This is a genomic window from Paenibacillus sp. Marseille-P2973 (genome assembly GCF_018101095.1).
Classification (GTDB): Bacteria; Bacillota; Bacilli; order Paenibacillales; family Paenibacillaceae; genus Fontibacillus; species Fontibacillus vini.
Genome location: NZ_JAGQEH010000003.1, coordinates 432,383 through 445,451, shown reverse-complemented (window position 1 = coordinate 445,451; position 13,069 = coordinate 432,383). Strand labels below are relative to the sequence as shown.

Annotated in this window: 15 protein-coding genes; all 15 read right to left on the bottom strand. The window is 49.6% G+C overall.

Features of this window, described 5'->3' with window-relative positions:
* Window positions 1-71: 71 nt before the first annotated feature.
* Window positions 72-626 (bottom strand): ribosome recycling factor, encoded by a 555-nt coding sequence (gene frr / locus KB559_RS09015; RefSeq protein ID WP_211021384.1) that lies wholly within the window; start codon window positions 624-626, stop codon window positions 72-74.
* Window positions 627-1,355: a UMP kinase gene (gene pyrH, locus KB559_RS09010; RefSeq protein ID WP_211021383.1), complete on the bottom strand. Its 729-nt coding sequence runs from the start codon at window positions 1,353-1,355 to the stop codon at window positions 627-629.
* Between the two features lie 126 nt (window positions 1,356-1,481).
* Window positions 1,482-2,132 (bottom strand): translation elongation factor Ts, encoded by a 651-nt coding sequence (tsf, locus tag KB559_RS09005; RefSeq protein WP_211021382.1) that lies wholly within the window; start codon window positions 2,130-2,132, stop codon window positions 1,482-1,484.
* A gap of 129 nt (window positions 2,133-2,261) precedes the next feature.
* Entirely contained in the window at window positions 2,262-2,960 is a 699-nt protein-coding gene (rpsB, locus tag KB559_RS09000; RefSeq protein WP_211021381.1) for a 30S ribosomal protein S2, read from the bottom strand.
* 258 nt (window positions 2,961-3,218) lie between these two features.
* Window positions 3,219-3,815, bottom strand: a complete 597-nt coding sequence (locus tag KB559_RS08995) for a hypothetical protein (RefSeq protein ID WP_211021380.1) — start codon at window positions 3,813-3,815, stop codon at window positions 3,219-3,221.
* Entirely contained in the window at window positions 3,812-4,489 is a 678-nt protein-coding gene (locus KB559_RS08990; protein ID WP_211021379.1) for a hypothetical protein, read from the bottom strand. The genes KB559_RS08995 and KB559_RS08990 overlap by 4 nt, the downstream gene beginning before the upstream one ends.
* Before the next feature lie 289 nt (window positions 4,490-4,778).
* The gene (locus tag KB559_RS08985) at window positions 4,779-5,105 is read right to left on the bottom strand and encodes a hypothetical protein (RefSeq protein ID WP_211021378.1); all 327 of its coding nucleotides are present in this window, start codon (window positions 5,103-5,105) and stop codon (window positions 4,779-4,781) included.
* 33 nt (window positions 5,106-5,138) lie between these two features.
* Window positions 5,139-6,545, bottom strand: a complete 1,407-nt coding sequence (locus tag KB559_RS08980; RefSeq protein WP_211021377.1) for a DUF342 domain-containing protein — start codon at window positions 6,543-6,545, stop codon at window positions 5,139-5,141.
* 43 nt (window positions 6,546-6,588) lie between these two features.
* A complete protein-coding gene (locus tag KB559_RS08975; protein WP_211021376.1) occupies window positions 6,589-7,377 on the bottom strand; it encodes a FliA/WhiG family RNA polymerase sigma factor in 789 nt (262 codons plus the stop codon).
* A gap of 15 nt (window positions 7,378-7,392) precedes the next feature.
* Window positions 7,393-7,839, bottom strand: a complete 447-nt coding sequence (locus KB559_RS08970) for a hypothetical protein (RefSeq protein ID WP_211021375.1) — start codon at window positions 7,837-7,839, stop codon at window positions 7,393-7,395.
* A gap of 2 nt (window positions 7,840-7,841) precedes the next feature.
* Entirely contained in the window at window positions 7,842-8,339 is a 498-nt protein-coding gene (locus tag KB559_RS08965) for a chemotaxis protein CheD (protein WP_211021374.1), read from the bottom strand.
* On the bottom strand, window positions 8,332-8,958 hold the full coding sequence (locus tag KB559_RS08960; RefSeq protein WP_211021373.1) for a chemotaxis protein CheC: 627 nt from the start codon (window positions 8,956-8,958) through the stop codon (window positions 8,332-8,334). Before KB559_RS08960 ends, KB559_RS08965 begins: the two co-directional genes overlap by 8 nt.
* 3 nt (window positions 8,959-8,961) lie before the next feature.
* Window positions 8,962-9,423, bottom strand: a complete 462-nt coding sequence (locus KB559_RS08955; protein ID WP_211021372.1) for a chemotaxis protein CheW — start codon at window positions 9,421-9,423, stop codon at window positions 8,962-8,964.
* 58 nt (window positions 9,424-9,481) lie between these two features.
* Complete coding sequence (locus KB559_RS08950) at window positions 9,482-11,557, bottom strand: chemotaxis protein CheA (protein ID WP_211021371.1); 2,076 nt, start codon at window positions 11,555-11,557, stop codon at window positions 9,482-9,484.
* A 29-nt stretch (window positions 11,558-11,586) separates the two neighbouring features.
* Window positions 11,587-13,059 carry a chemotaxis-specific protein-glutamate methyltransferase CheB gene (gene cheB, locus KB559_RS08945; RefSeq protein ID WP_211021370.1) on the bottom strand — a complete coding sequence of 491 codons (1,473 nt, stop codon included), beginning with the start codon at window positions 13,057-13,059 and terminating at the stop codon, window positions 11,587-11,589.
* Window positions 13,060-13,069: the final 10 nt, after the last annotated feature.

The following is a 13,069-nucleotide window of genomic DNA, read 5'->3' as shown; positions in this document are numbered from 1 at the left end:
TGCTCTTCCTCCAGCCGGTGATGAAAAAGAGACAAAACCCCACCGTAAAAGGAGGGGCCGCAATATGTCTCTTAAACTTCCATGATCTCTTTTTCTTTCGCAGCAAGCACTTTATCCACTTCCGCGATAAATTTATCGGTCGTTTTTTGGATATCTTCCTGATGTCTGCGCGATTCGTCTTCAGAGATGTCGGTTTTCTCCAACTTTTTGATATCATCGTTCGCATCGCGGCGAATGTTGCGGATCGCTACCTTCGCCTCTTCTCCGAACTTCTTCGTCATTTTCACAAGTTCCAAACGACGCTCTTCCGTCAAAGCCGGAATGGAGAGTCGGATCGACGTCCCGTCGTTGGCAGGTGTCAAGCCCAGGTCGGACTTTTGGATCGCCCGCTCGATATCGGCCAAGGACGATTTGTCCCAAGGCTGAATCATAAGGGTGCGGGTATCCGGTGTATTAATGTTGGCAAGCTGATTTACCGGAGTCGGTGAACCGTAGTAATCCACTTGAATCCGATCAAGCAGAGAAGGCGTGGCTCTTCCGGCCCGAAGCGTAGCAAGATCTCGTTTAAGTGCCTGGATCGCTTTATCCATGCGTTCTTCGGCATGAGTTTTGATACTTTGCGGCATTTAATCTACACTCCCTTTGACAATCGTCCCGATCTTCTCGCCCAGAACGACACGTTTGATATTCCCTTGTTCCGTAATGGCAAATACAATCAGCGGGATGTTATTGTCCATGCACAGCGACGATGCTGTCGAATCCATAACACCCAGGTTTTTGTTAAGCACTTCTAAGTAAGTAAGAATTTCGTATTTCTCTGCAGTCGGGTCGACAAAAGGATCCGCCGAATAAACCCCGTCTACTTTGTTCTTCGCCATCAAAATTACTTCTGCTTCGATTTCCGCTGCGCGCAGCGCGGCGGTCGTATCGGTAGAGAAGAACGGATTTCCCGTACCGGCGGCAAAGATCACGACTCTGCCCTTTTCCAAATGACGGATAGCCCGGCGGCGAATGTACGGCTCGGCGATTTGCTGCATTGCGATGGAGGTTTGCACCCGTGTAGGGACCTCGATTTGTTCGAGCGCGTCCTGCAAAGCCAGCGAATTCATAACCGTGGCCAGCATCCCCATATAGTCTGCAGTTGCGCGGTCAATTCCTTTGGCGCTGCCTGCAATGCCCCGCCAAATGTTACCGCCTCCGCATACGATGGCGACTTGAACTCCGAGCTCAACGACTTCTTTCACCTGCTGGGCGATCGACGAAATCGTCTCGGCATCGATACCGTACCCATTTTGCCCGGCCAGCGATTCACCGCTAACCTTCAAGACAACACGTTTAAAAACTGGCTGTTTCAATTGTATACCTCCACTATAGACCCCCTACTGAAATAAGCTATGCGGGTGTCAGGTTAAAAAAGAAGGAACACGGCGTGTTCCAACTTTTCAGACATTCAATTATATGATGGTTCTAACTTGTTAATCTTATTGTCTAACTTGAGCCATAACTTCTTCAACGAAGTTATCCACTTTTTTCTCCATGCCTTCGCCCAGTTCATAACGAACGAAACGACGGATCGAGATGTTCTCGCCGATAGCGCTGATCTTCTCATTAACCAATGCGGAGATCGTTTTGTCAGGGTCTTTGACGAAGGATTGCTCAAGCAAGCAGAACTCTTCGTAGTACTTGCTGATACGGCCTTCAACCATTTTTTCAACGATTTTCTCAGGCTTGCCTTCGTTAAGCGCTTGAGCCTTCAAAATTTCCTTTTCTTTTTCCACTTCTTCTTGTGGAACTTCTTCACGACGTACATAACGTGGGCTCATAGCCGCGATATGCATTGCGATGTCACGAGCGAAATCTTTGAACTGATCTGTCTTCGCAACGAAGTCAGTTTCGCAGTTGATTTCAACCAGTACGCCGATCCGGCCGCCGGCATGGATGTAGGATTCTACAACGCCTTCCGTAGCGATACGTCCAGCTTTGTTCGCTGCAGCGGAAAGACCTTTTTCACGAAGAATCTCAATCGCTTTCGTCAAATCTCCGTTTGCTTCTTCAAGTGCTTTTTTGCAATCCAACATACCCGCACCTGTTTTTTCACGCAGTTCTTTTACAGATTTAGCATCAACAGCCATGTTTATATTACCTCCACAATAAGATTGGATAACTTTCACTTTAAAATATCTCTTAAAAAAAGGGTAGTGAGAGGTTTGACACCTACCAACCACCCTTTTTAATTTAATTCTATCGGTATTGTTTCAATATTAAGCCGTAGTTTGCTCGCCTTGGTTCGCTTCGATTACAGCGTCAGCCATTTTGCTGGTGAGCAGTTTAACCGCGCGGATCGCGTCATCGTTACCAGGAATCACGTAGTCGATTTCGTCCGGATCGCAGTTGGTATCAACGATACCTACGATTGGGATACCCAATTTGCGGGCTTCAGCAACCGCGATGCGTTCTTTGCGAGGATCGATGATGAACAGAGCGCTTGGCAAGCCCTTCATGTTCTTGATTCCGCCCAGGAATTTCTCGAGACGATCTTTTTCTTTGCGAAGAATGATAACTTCTTTCTTAGGCAAGACAGCGAAAGTACCGTCTTCTTCCCAAGATTCCAATTGCTTCAAACGGTCGATCCGCTTTTGAATCGTTTGGAAGTTGGTCAGCGTACCGCCGAGCCAGCGTTGGTTAATGTAGAATTGACCAGCGCGTTCTGCTTCTTCCTTCACGGAGTCTTGAGCTTGTTTCTTCGTGCCTACGAAAAGAATGGTGCCATTCTCTTCAGCTACGCTTTTAACGAAGTTATAAGCTTCTTCAACTTTCTTGACCGTTTTTTGCAGGTCGATAATGTAAATTCCGTTTCTTTCAGTGAAGATATAACGATCCATTTTCGGGTTCCAACGACGAGTCTGGTGTCCGAAGTGAACGCCTGCTTCAAGCAGTTGTTTCATGGAGATTACTGCCATCTTCACGCACCTCCTAAGTTTGGTTTTTTGATGCTTCCTCCGCCGGCCTCATCTTCCGTCAAGACTCTCATTATGAGAGCACCCTTGATGAAATCGGTCAGCGTGCGTTATAACACCGTCAATTAATATACCATAAGTAAATACACGATGCAACCAAGTTTGCGGCTTGGACGCCAAAAAGCGAGAAGATCTCCAATTAAGAAACAAAAAAAGCCCCTATTCAGGAGCTCGCTGTATCCAAACTACAATATTTTCTCTTTATTTTACGGTACTTGAAATCTTCGAAATAATGGAGCCGAAATCTTCCCCTTGTTCAAAGGTAAAGGTACCGGTACGCACTTTGTAATTGATCTTCTTGTCTTTCGCAGCCTGCAAGAAGGCTTCCTTGTCGCTGATCACGCCTGCCTTGAGCAAACCCTCCGCCACGCCGGTCAGCGTGCTGCCGTGGGAGATCTTGTAGGTCACCGTGGCTTTGTCAGGTTCTTTGGGAGATGCCGGAGAGGTCGTTTCAGGGACGGAGACAGCGCCTTTCCCCCCCGGTAAATCAGGATCGTCAGGGGCGCCCGGTGTGTTCGGCGCATCGGGATTTGAAGGATCCACGGGATCTTCCGATTCGATTCCTTCATCCAATCCTGCTTGCTCTTGCTCAGTCTTCTCCTGCCACTCTTCCTCGGTCAATAGTTCCTGATCGGCCGAGACAACCTTCAAATTCAATGCGGCTGCCGCCTGCTCGATCTGTTCCTTTGTTTGCAGCTTACCGTTTGGTCCCTGGCCGATCATCATAATCTGCAACAGCAACGCGCCTACGATCAGACCGATGCCAAGACCTGTCATAAATTGACGATTGCGGATCATCGGGATTCCTCCCTCTTGGCAAGCTGAAGAATAAGCTGAACTTCCCCGCGTTGGAGACCTGTGCTTTTGGCGATCGTATCCACGGATTTCCCCTTTGCATACAAATCAAACAGCTCCGGGTACCGGTCGCGAACGGACTCGGTCAACTCCGGCTCGAGCGTGTCCGGCTGGGAAGGTTCCGGTTGAGCGGTTGCGGGAATGATAGATTCAGCGAGCCCGGACACCTGGGAAGCGGCGACACCGGGAAGTCCTTCCGCAACATTATACGGTGCACCAGCAACTTCAGGCTTCCAGGTTGTCGAGTCAATATCCGAAGAAATCTTACCCTGAACAGCCGCCGTAACCTGCTCGTCCTGTTCCAATTGCTCCAGCCGGGAAGCATTAGACCTGGATGTAAACTCCACATCCGCCAAACGCTGGCGCAGCTCGGCAATCTGCTCTTGATGGGCCAGTTGTTTTGAAGTAAACTCCTGCTTCATCTGAGCTACAAGGTCGATCAATTCCTCATTCTCTCTCTCGATCTCGGCCATATACTGCTCCAGCGTAGCTTCAAATCCGTCCGAAACTCCAGGCTTAGAGCTCGCAGCAGGACTTCGTCCCGGCAGAAGCAATGCATAGACAAGCGCCGCCGCCCCCAAAAGTACAATATAAAACCATGGATCTCCAAATGACAATGTAATCCTCACCTTTTGCTGTAAAAATGCGTGTTCAAAAAGTCAGGTTTTCAGGACCGAAGCGTATGCTTTCGAAGTGCGTTTTTGTAAAACGCTTTAGGTCGGATGAAGTTAGGGACTGAGTAGCGGAGCTAAACGTTTTCGTAGAAAACGACTTCGTAAGCATTTGCTCATGGGGTACGTGAGCAACGGAAGGCCCGGCTGAATTCAAGATTCGACGTCGAATCCGCTTCATGATCTACTTCGTCGTGGAAAGATGACTTTTTGAACAACCTCTAAAATAAATAGTCTAAAGGGACAAGTCGATATGTTTCCCCTTATACGGATGATCAGCCGGCTGTTGTTCCTTCTCCTGTGCCGCCTGTTTCTCTTCTGGTGAAGCTTGGCCCTGGCGTTGATTACCCGAGGAAGAACTGTCCTCCCGTTTTATTGTCCTGTTGTGCGCGCTTTCGTCAACATTCGAACTCCGGTGACGGTCGAGCTCGCGTTCCTTCATGTTCGCCGTGGATAATAAACTTTGATCGATCTGAGGTCTTTGCTGCGCTTCTTGCTGAATACGTCCAACTTCCTGGGTCCGGGGAACGGCGATTTGCAATTCAACAGCTTTCAAATCCATACGATCACCTCATCATTCAATCGACATAAGGTTCTATACGTAAGCCGACATAGTAATATCACCTTCGCTGAAATAAAAGGACATGCGTGAAATCGGTTCTTTAATGTATTTGGTATACCGGCCAATAACGATTTTTGAACCGCCGTATATCATTTTCAGGACATCCACCTGAGCTTTTCCGGTATCTTCCAACGCCTTTTCAATATTAAGCATCCGGTCTTTCAGGTCGTTCATTTCCTGGATATGCAATTTTTTGGTCAATCCCAGTTTTGAGCGCATCTCTACCTTATCCGGAGTCAATTTGCCCAAAGAAGCGAGTTGGTCCAACAGAGTCAGGGCCTTTTCGGACTTGTCCAAGTTTGCCATAATTTCTTTGACTTGCTGACGTAGTTCCATCAATTCATTTCGAAGCTCGGGCAGCACGCCGACCTCAATCGATGTCGTCGTCGACATCGGATTCCCGATAATTCGTGCAGTCACTTTTTCGCCGGCTTGAATGCTGCCGCCTACGATTAAGCCTTTGGTTCCGCTGCAAATGACGTCTTTTCCTGCACGGATATTGGAATGCATGATACTTTGGGTCACTACTACATTTTCACCCGCCAGCACGTTGCCGTCCTGGATGAAAGAACTCTTGATATTTTGTCCGGCTTTGACCAAGCCTTTGTTATAACCGATGATTCCGCCGGTAATCTCGATAGAACCTTCCGCATACAATTCGGCCCCTTCTACGCCGCCAACAACACGAATATCCCCGGCCGCACTGACTTTGAAACCGGTCAGAACATTGCCGCGGATGACGACGGTACCTACAAAATCAATATTTCCCGTACTGTAATCGACATCACCGTTAACCTCGTAGACAGGAAACACATTCAACTTTCCTTTGTCCGTCTGGGTAACCAACCCGTCGATGGCCGCGTACATAGCGGTTTGCTCGGGATTCAACACCACATTTTTGCCGACCTTGAATCTGGCGTCTTTTCCCGCTTTATTAGGAATGGCTTCACCGGTTACTGCCGTTCCGGGCCGACCGGGAAGCGGAGGAACTAATTCGGCGATTAACTGCCCTTTCCGGACATTATTAAGACGACTAACCTCTTTGTAATCCACTTTGCCGTCATCGGTTTCCAAAGGCTTAAATCTGACATCATCCATAGGAACCGCATAACGAATTGAACCATCTTCCCCTTGCTGAGGTTCTACGCCAATCGCAATCGGCGTTTTGCTGAAGAAGTATTCTCTCGGATTGATGGCAAACCGTTTCACGATATCTTCCTGAATTCCATATTTAATGCCCTGGGAATTCAGAAACTGATGGAGCGCATCCATAGTACAGGAGAAGTCCTCTTCTTTTTTCATAAATTGCAAGTAGGCTACTGTCTTGTCGTCATTTAAAGTGATACTCAGGATTTGCCCCAAATCATCCGTAAATTGCATGAGTCGTTCCTCCTTCCATCTACTTATAAGAAAATGAGCTCCTCTAATCCTCCCGCATAAGCAGGTCGCGGTGCTTTTCCAAACTGCCGCGCAGCCGCAGTATTGCCTTGGAATGCAATTGGGAGATCCGTGAAGGCGATAAAGACATCACTTCTGCGATTTCACTCAGCGATAAATCTTCATAATATAACAGAGACACGACCGTGCGTTCCTTCTCCGTCAATTTTTCAATCCCTTTGGCAAGTGATTCACGCAAATAAAACTCCTGCACTTTATAGTCGGGATTCTTTGCTTTATCGTCAACAAGCATGGACAGCCGTGTCTCCGATTCTTCTTCCCGGATCGGATCTTCCAGTGAGCAGAGCGTCATAACCGCGACTTCCTGGAGCATGTTCTGAAATTCCTTCTCGCTGATGTTCAAGTGCTCGCTCATTTCCATATCCGTGACAGTCCGAAGATACTGCTGTTCGAGCTGCTGGTATCCTTCTTCAATTTTTTTGGCTTTCTCTCTTACGGAACGGGGAACCCAGTCCCCCTGACGCAGTCCGTCCAAGATCGCTCCTCTAACTCTCCACGAAGCATATGTTTCAAACTGTAGTCCGCGTTTATAATCGAATTTCTCGACAGCGTCAATCAGCCCCATAACTCCGTTGCTGGATAAATCATCTTTGGAAACATTCTTGGGCAGACCGACCGCCAGACGTCCCGAAACGTAGTCGACAATATGCAGATACTTCTCGATAAGTTGTTTCTTGGCCTCTAAATCACCGTGTTCCTTCCATCTTTCCCAAACATCGGCGTAATTCAGAGGGGATGTCTTCCGCTCGTTCAATTGCCTTCACCCTCCTTATTTTTCTGTCAGGTGACGAACGACCTTAGCCAGCTCTTCAGGATCTTTGTCGTCAAGTGTTTTAACTAATTTAGGCGGATGGAGTGGTGTAAACTCGTGAGCCTGTGATTGCGACTGGTTGTCCGGCGACTGCTTCAATAATTCGTTCAATTCCTCGCTTTGATCCGGCGTCGTAAAATCGAGGCTGTTTCCTTTGTCTAACTCTTGCACTTGCTCTTGTTCCTGCAGCGCTGCAGAAAGATCACTGGCATCCGAACGGACGTCCTGCTCCTTCAAAAAGCCGAAGACCCAGCTTCCCGCGAAACTCAGGAAAAACCAAGCTGCAAATCCGATAAGTCCCCGGATAAAACTGGTCATAAACAGATTATTCCCGGCCGAAACGGCAAAAGTAATTAAGAATCCGATAAATCCAATAAGAAGAAAGTACCTGAATTTTCCTGACATAGCTACAATTCCTTTATACCCATTTGTACACTGCGTATGAATAATATACCCGTTTCACAGTCGAGTTCGATCGTTCTTCCGTAATTTCCCCCCGTATCTTCGGCAAGGAGCGGAATGCCGAGCTGCGACAGCATCGCTTTGCAGGATTCCACATTTCTTGGACCGATCCGCATCGAGTCTCCGGTTCCGGCAAAGGTAAACATTTGCGATCCCCCTGCCATTTTGGCAACCAGTCGACTTTGCGAGGCGCCGAGCGCCTTTAGCTTGTTAACCAGCTCCGGGACTGCCGTGTCGGCATACTTGGCAATGTTCAACGCACCTTCCCGCGCGATTGAGGACGAAGGGAGCATGACATGAGCAAGGCCGGCCAGCTTGAGCAATGGATCAAATAATGTTACCCCTACACATGATCCAAGCCCCGTTGTGCGGATTAACCCCTGTCCGCGAATCACATTCAGGTCCGCCATGCCAACCTTAACGATATGCTGCTCATCAATCATGGCTCATTGGCACTCCCAAAGCAGCGAAAATTTTTGCAAAGGACTCGGGGTCTGGAATCAGGAAAAACTGTCCTTCCACTTCATGCTTGCCTTCGATGAAGGTCGTATCAATCAGCATGGCGGAATCGCCCATTTCTCCAAATTGCAGCAGCCCATAGCTTAGTATTGCTCCCGCCATATCCATCGCAAGCGCTGGAACGGTTGGGGTCATTGAAAGCGAGGTGAAATCGGCAAGGGAAGAAATATAGGACCCGGCCAATATATTTCCGATCTCCGAGATCGCAGACCATTCCATTTCGGAAAAGCTGTCCCCGCTTTCGACTTCGATGCCTGCAAGGCGATGCAAGAGCTTCTTGGCCGCCTCCGGGCTAAGAATAAAGAATAAATTGCCCGGCGTATCCCCTTCGACCCGGAAAAAGACGGCAAGCACGATCTTCTCGGCTCCGCCTACCCGCTCAGCAATCGCTTCGAACGGCAGCATCTGAACTTTAGGAACCGCCATGTCAATCGGCTTATCCAGCAGTCTGGAGAGTGCGGTGGCCGCGTTTCCAGCGCCGATATTGCCGACCTCCTTCAACACGTCCATTTTGAATTCCTCAAAGTCCTTAAACAGATCCACCGGTTATCCCTCTAAACTTTCCAATTGAATAATTTCACTGCGGTTCAGTACTTCTGATAAATTCAGCATTACAAGCAGACGTTCGTCGGAAAGACGCGCCACCCCTTGCAAATACTTCGCTTTGACGCCTCCGACCACATCGGGAGGAGAATCGATAGAGTCCGAATTCAAGTCGATGACATCATTCGCCGAATCGACGATAAACCCAACCTCCATCTCATTGGCCGCCACGATAATAATCCGTGTTTGATCGCTATGCTCTGCTTCCGGCAGGCCAAAACGTCCGCGTAAATCAATGACCGGAATAACGACGCCGCGCAGATTGATTACGCCTTTGACAAAAGAAAAAGTCTTGGGCACACGGGTAATCGGCATCATGCGTTCGATCGTTTGAACCTTGTCCACTTCGATGCCGTATTCTTCTTGCCCCAGTTTAAAAACGATGACTTTAATTTCCTCTCCCATGGGGATCCCTCCTTATTGGTCCCGGCTTAAGTTTGCGCAGCCGGGTTGAAAAGCAGCTTTATTTAATGAAAGCATTCGGATCTATAATCAAAGCGACTTGCCCATCCCCTAGAATGGTAGCACCGGCTACACCTTGAACAGGAGGCAGATACTTACCCAGGTTCTTGATTACAATTTCGTTCTGACCGATAAAGTCCTCAACCGTCAGAGCTGCAAGCCTGTCCCCCTTGCGGACGACAACGATTTCCGTCTCTTCTTCGGACTTCTCATCGAAGTCCCGTACATCAAACAGCTCGGCTAATGACATTAGCGGGATATGGGAATCACGGTACGGGATCATCGTGTAGCCGTGAACCTTACGAATTTGCTCCCGTCTGATAAGTCCCGTTTCCACGATGGAGGACAATGGAATCGCATATTTCTCAGATCCGACCTTGATCAACATCGCTGAAATGATCGACAGCGTCAATGGGAGCTGAACCGAAAACTTCGTGCCCTTTCCAAGCTTGGAATCTACCGAGACAACTCCGCTGAGCGACTCGATTTTTGTTTTAACTACATCAAGTCCTACGCCGCGGCCGGAGATATCGGAGATCACTTCTGCCGTACTGAAGCCCGGAGCAAACAATAACATAAATACCTGCTCATCGGTCAGGGTACTGGCTTCGCTCTCAGTAACAACGCCGTTCTTCAAAGCCTTCGCAAGCACTTTGTCGCGATCGATGCCGTGGCCGTCATCCTCGATTTCGATAAATACGTGGTTTCCGCTGTGGAACGCGCGCAATTCCACTGTTCCGGTTTCCGGTTTGCCCGCAGCAATCCGTTCTTCCAAAGGCTCTACGCCATGGTCCACGGCGTTCCGCAGCAGATGGACCAGAGGGTCCCCGATTTCATCGATCACGGTCCGGTCGAGTTCAGTTTCGGCCCCGACGATGATCAGATCGATTTTTTTGTCCAGCGATTTGGCCAAATCCCGAATCATCCGCGGGAAACGGTTGAATACGGAGTCGATTTGAACCATCCGCAGCTTCAGGACAATGTTTTGTAAATCGCTGCTGACCCGGCTCATATGCTCCACGGTTTCGGTCAGATCGGAGCGTTTCACTTCATAAGCCAGCTGTTCAAGGCGGGATCGGTCAATCAGAAGCTCACTGAACAAATTCATCAGTACATCCAGGCGATCGATATCGACCCGAATCGTTCTGGAAGGTGCTGCCGACACGGCGGAAGGACGGGCGCTCGTTTTGCCTTCTTCCGGCTTGGCTGCTTTACTGCCGGCAGCCGGCTTCTCCGCATTATTCGCAGTCGGCTCGGCAGCTTCTACAGCGACTGAAGCCTCTTTAATTCCTGAATCCAGCTGGCTCAGTGTCTCATGATCCAGCAGCGCTACCTGAGCCGAATCAATCTCGGACAGATTCATAATCATGCCTTGAAGTTCCGCAGCCTCTTTTTGAGTTATGTAATAGAGAGAGAAGCTCCGGTCGAACTGTTCCTGCTCGATTTCCTGGACAGACGGATGCGATTTCACAATTTCCCCGTACCGTTCCAACAGGTCGAACACCAGATAAGCACGAGCGGCTTTCAATTGGCAGTCTTCCCTTACGGCCACTTCGATGTACATTACTTTGTGTCCTTCGGTAATCGATTGCTCGAGGACCGAGTATTGGAATTCATCCAGCCGAATGGCCGCACCGCTTGCAGACGAAGCCTTATCAGCCGCTTTCGCGCCCGATTGTTGCCCGGAAGGCGCTATATCGCCGCGGACAATCGATTGCAAGGAGGCAACGATCGAACTTACATCCTCTTTGCCTTCCCCTCCCTGGGTAATATCTTGAACCATGGATTGCAGAGCATCAAGACTTTGGAACAAGGTATCAAAAATAAAATCCTGCATTTTAAGTTTATCGTTGCGCACCAGATCCAGCACATTTTCCATTTGATGCGTCAGGGAGGACAAGTCCTCGAAGCCCATTGTGGCAGCCATGCCCTTCAGTGTATGGGCGGAGCGGAAGATTACCTGTACGATCCCGAGATCATCAGGACGGTTCTCCAGTTCCAGCATATTTTCGTTTAATGACTGTAAGTGATCATTCGACTCATCGATAAACATGGATAAATATTGGTTCATGTCCATGGTGAGGCACCTCCTTCAAGAGATTCCGTTTATTTCACAACTTGTGCAAGCTTGAAACCAATTTCATGCAACGGCAGTACCTGACTGACGCAGCCCATTTCGATCGCCGAGCGGGGCATTCCGTACACAACGCAGGATTCCTCGCTTTCCGCGATCGTGGAAGTTACACCGGCTTCGTACAGCCGTTTCATGCTTCTGGCTCCATCGCTGCCCATACCGGTAAGGAGTACAATGTGCCGCTTAAGAGTTTGCAAGGGCAGAAGTGAATCATACATGACATCGACAGACGGCCTGTGCCCATTGCGGGGCTCTTGCCCCGTCAGAGACACCTTATAGCTTCCGTCCGAGGCCGGAACTACATTTAAATGATAGCCGCCGGGTGCAACATAAGCGGTACCCGCCTCAAGCCTCATTCCTTCTTCCGCTTCCACCACGTTTAATTCACTCAAACTGTTCAAGCGCTGGGCCAACGATTTGGTAAAATTCGGCGGCATATGCTGCACGATCACGATAGGAGCCGGGAAGTTGGCAGGAAGCTTTTCCAGCACAGCCTTTAACGCTTTGGGACCGCCGGTTGAAGTTCCGATCGCAACCAGGTCGGTGAATTCCGTGCGGGCCGCGGCTTCTTTTGCTCTTTCCCTCTCCCGCGCAGCCTGCTCTAATTCCGCAGCTTGCCTTGACGGCGGTTCGGCCGGACGACGTTGCCCTGGTTTCGCCGTTGCAAGCGTCTCCGCTTTGCTTCGGGTCTTAGGCGAAACCGCCTGGTGCAAATCTTCCTTGTCTACTTTGGCGTCGCTCTGGACGATGGCCGTCCTGCTCTCCGGCCTTGTAGCCGATGCAGCCGGAGCCGGTTTGGCGTCGGTTATAGGTTTCGCCAAAGGCTTGCGGGAAGCCGGAACTTCCTTCGCTTCCGAATTCCGCTTCGGTTGATCTGCCGAAATCCCCCGGTCCAACAAGGACTCCCTGGACTTTCCGGGTTTCCTTTGGGCCGGCGCCGTGCTTAGGCTTGTCAGATGCAAGGCCGAGAAGCCCAGTTCGACCGGAGGCAGCCGCTCCGGAGCTTTGGTCTCCAGCGCAGCCGCCCTAGCCGCCCTTCGCTCCTTAGCCAGCATCGCAACCCTGATTTGCTCCCTGAGCTCTCGTCCCACCTGTTCGATATCATGTGAGCTGGTGGATGCCGAAGGCTTGCGGATAAAATCAAACGCTCCGAGTTCTAGAGCCATAATCGTCTCCCGCATTCCCTGCTCATTGATGCCCGATAGCATAATCACCGGTAAAGGGTGCTGCTCCATAATGTGCTTTAGTGCCTCAAGCCCGTTCATCTCCGGCATTTCGACGTCCATGGTGACAAGGTCCGGCGAGAGCGACTCTATAAGATCAAGCGCTTCCCTTCCGTTCTTGGCGGTACCCTGCACTTGAAATGCCGGATCCTGTTCAATAAGATCGGAAACGATTTTCCGCATAAACGCCGAATCGTCAACTACCATCACCCGATAAGGCATATCTCGTTCC

What these genes read in the sequence shown, in the direction of transcription:
- frr (WP_211021384.1), bottom strand. Translation starts at nt 626, where the DNA reads ATGCCGCAAAGTATCAAAACTCATGCCGAAGAACGCATGGATAAAGCG.
- tsf (WP_211021382.1), bottom strand. Translation starts at nt 2,132, where the DNA reads ATGGCTGTTGATGCTAAATCTGTAAAAGAACTGCGTGAAAAAACAGGT.
- rpsB (WP_211021381.1), bottom strand. Translation starts at nt 2,960, where the DNA reads ATGGCAGTAATCTCCATGAAACAACTGCTTGAAGCAGGCGTTCACTTC.
- KB559_RS08995 (WP_211021380.1), bottom strand. Translation starts at nt 3,815, where the DNA reads ATGATCCGCAATCGTCAATTTATGACAGGTCTTGGCATCGGTCTGATC.
- KB559_RS08985 (WP_211021378.1), bottom strand. Translation starts at nt 5,105, where the DNA reads ATGGATTTGAAAGCTGTTGAATTGCAAATCGCCGTTCCCCGGACCCAG.
- KB559_RS08980 (WP_211021377.1), bottom strand. Translation starts at nt 6,545, where the DNA reads ATGCAATTTACGGATGATTTGGGGCAAATCCTGAGTATCACTTTAAAT.
- KB559_RS08970 (WP_211021375.1), bottom strand. Translation starts at nt 7,839, where the DNA reads ATGTCAGGAAAATTCAGGTACTTTCTTCTTATTGGATTTATCGGATTC.
- KB559_RS08965 (WP_211021374.1), bottom strand. Translation starts at nt 8,339, where the DNA reads ATGATTGATGAGCAGCATATCGTTAAGGTTGGCATGGCGGACCTGAAT.
- KB559_RS08955 (WP_211021372.1), bottom strand. Translation starts at nt 9,423, where the DNA reads ATGGGAGAGGAAATTAAAGTCATCGTTTTTAAACTGGGGCAAGAAGAA.
- KB559_RS08950 (WP_211021371.1), bottom strand. Translation starts at nt 11,557, where the DNA reads ATGGACATGAACCAATATTTATCCATGTTTATCGATGAGTCGAATGAT.
- cheB (WP_211021370.1), bottom strand. Translation starts at nt 13,059, where the DNA reads ATGCCTTATCGGGTGATGGTAGTTGACGATTCGGCGTTTATGCGGAAA.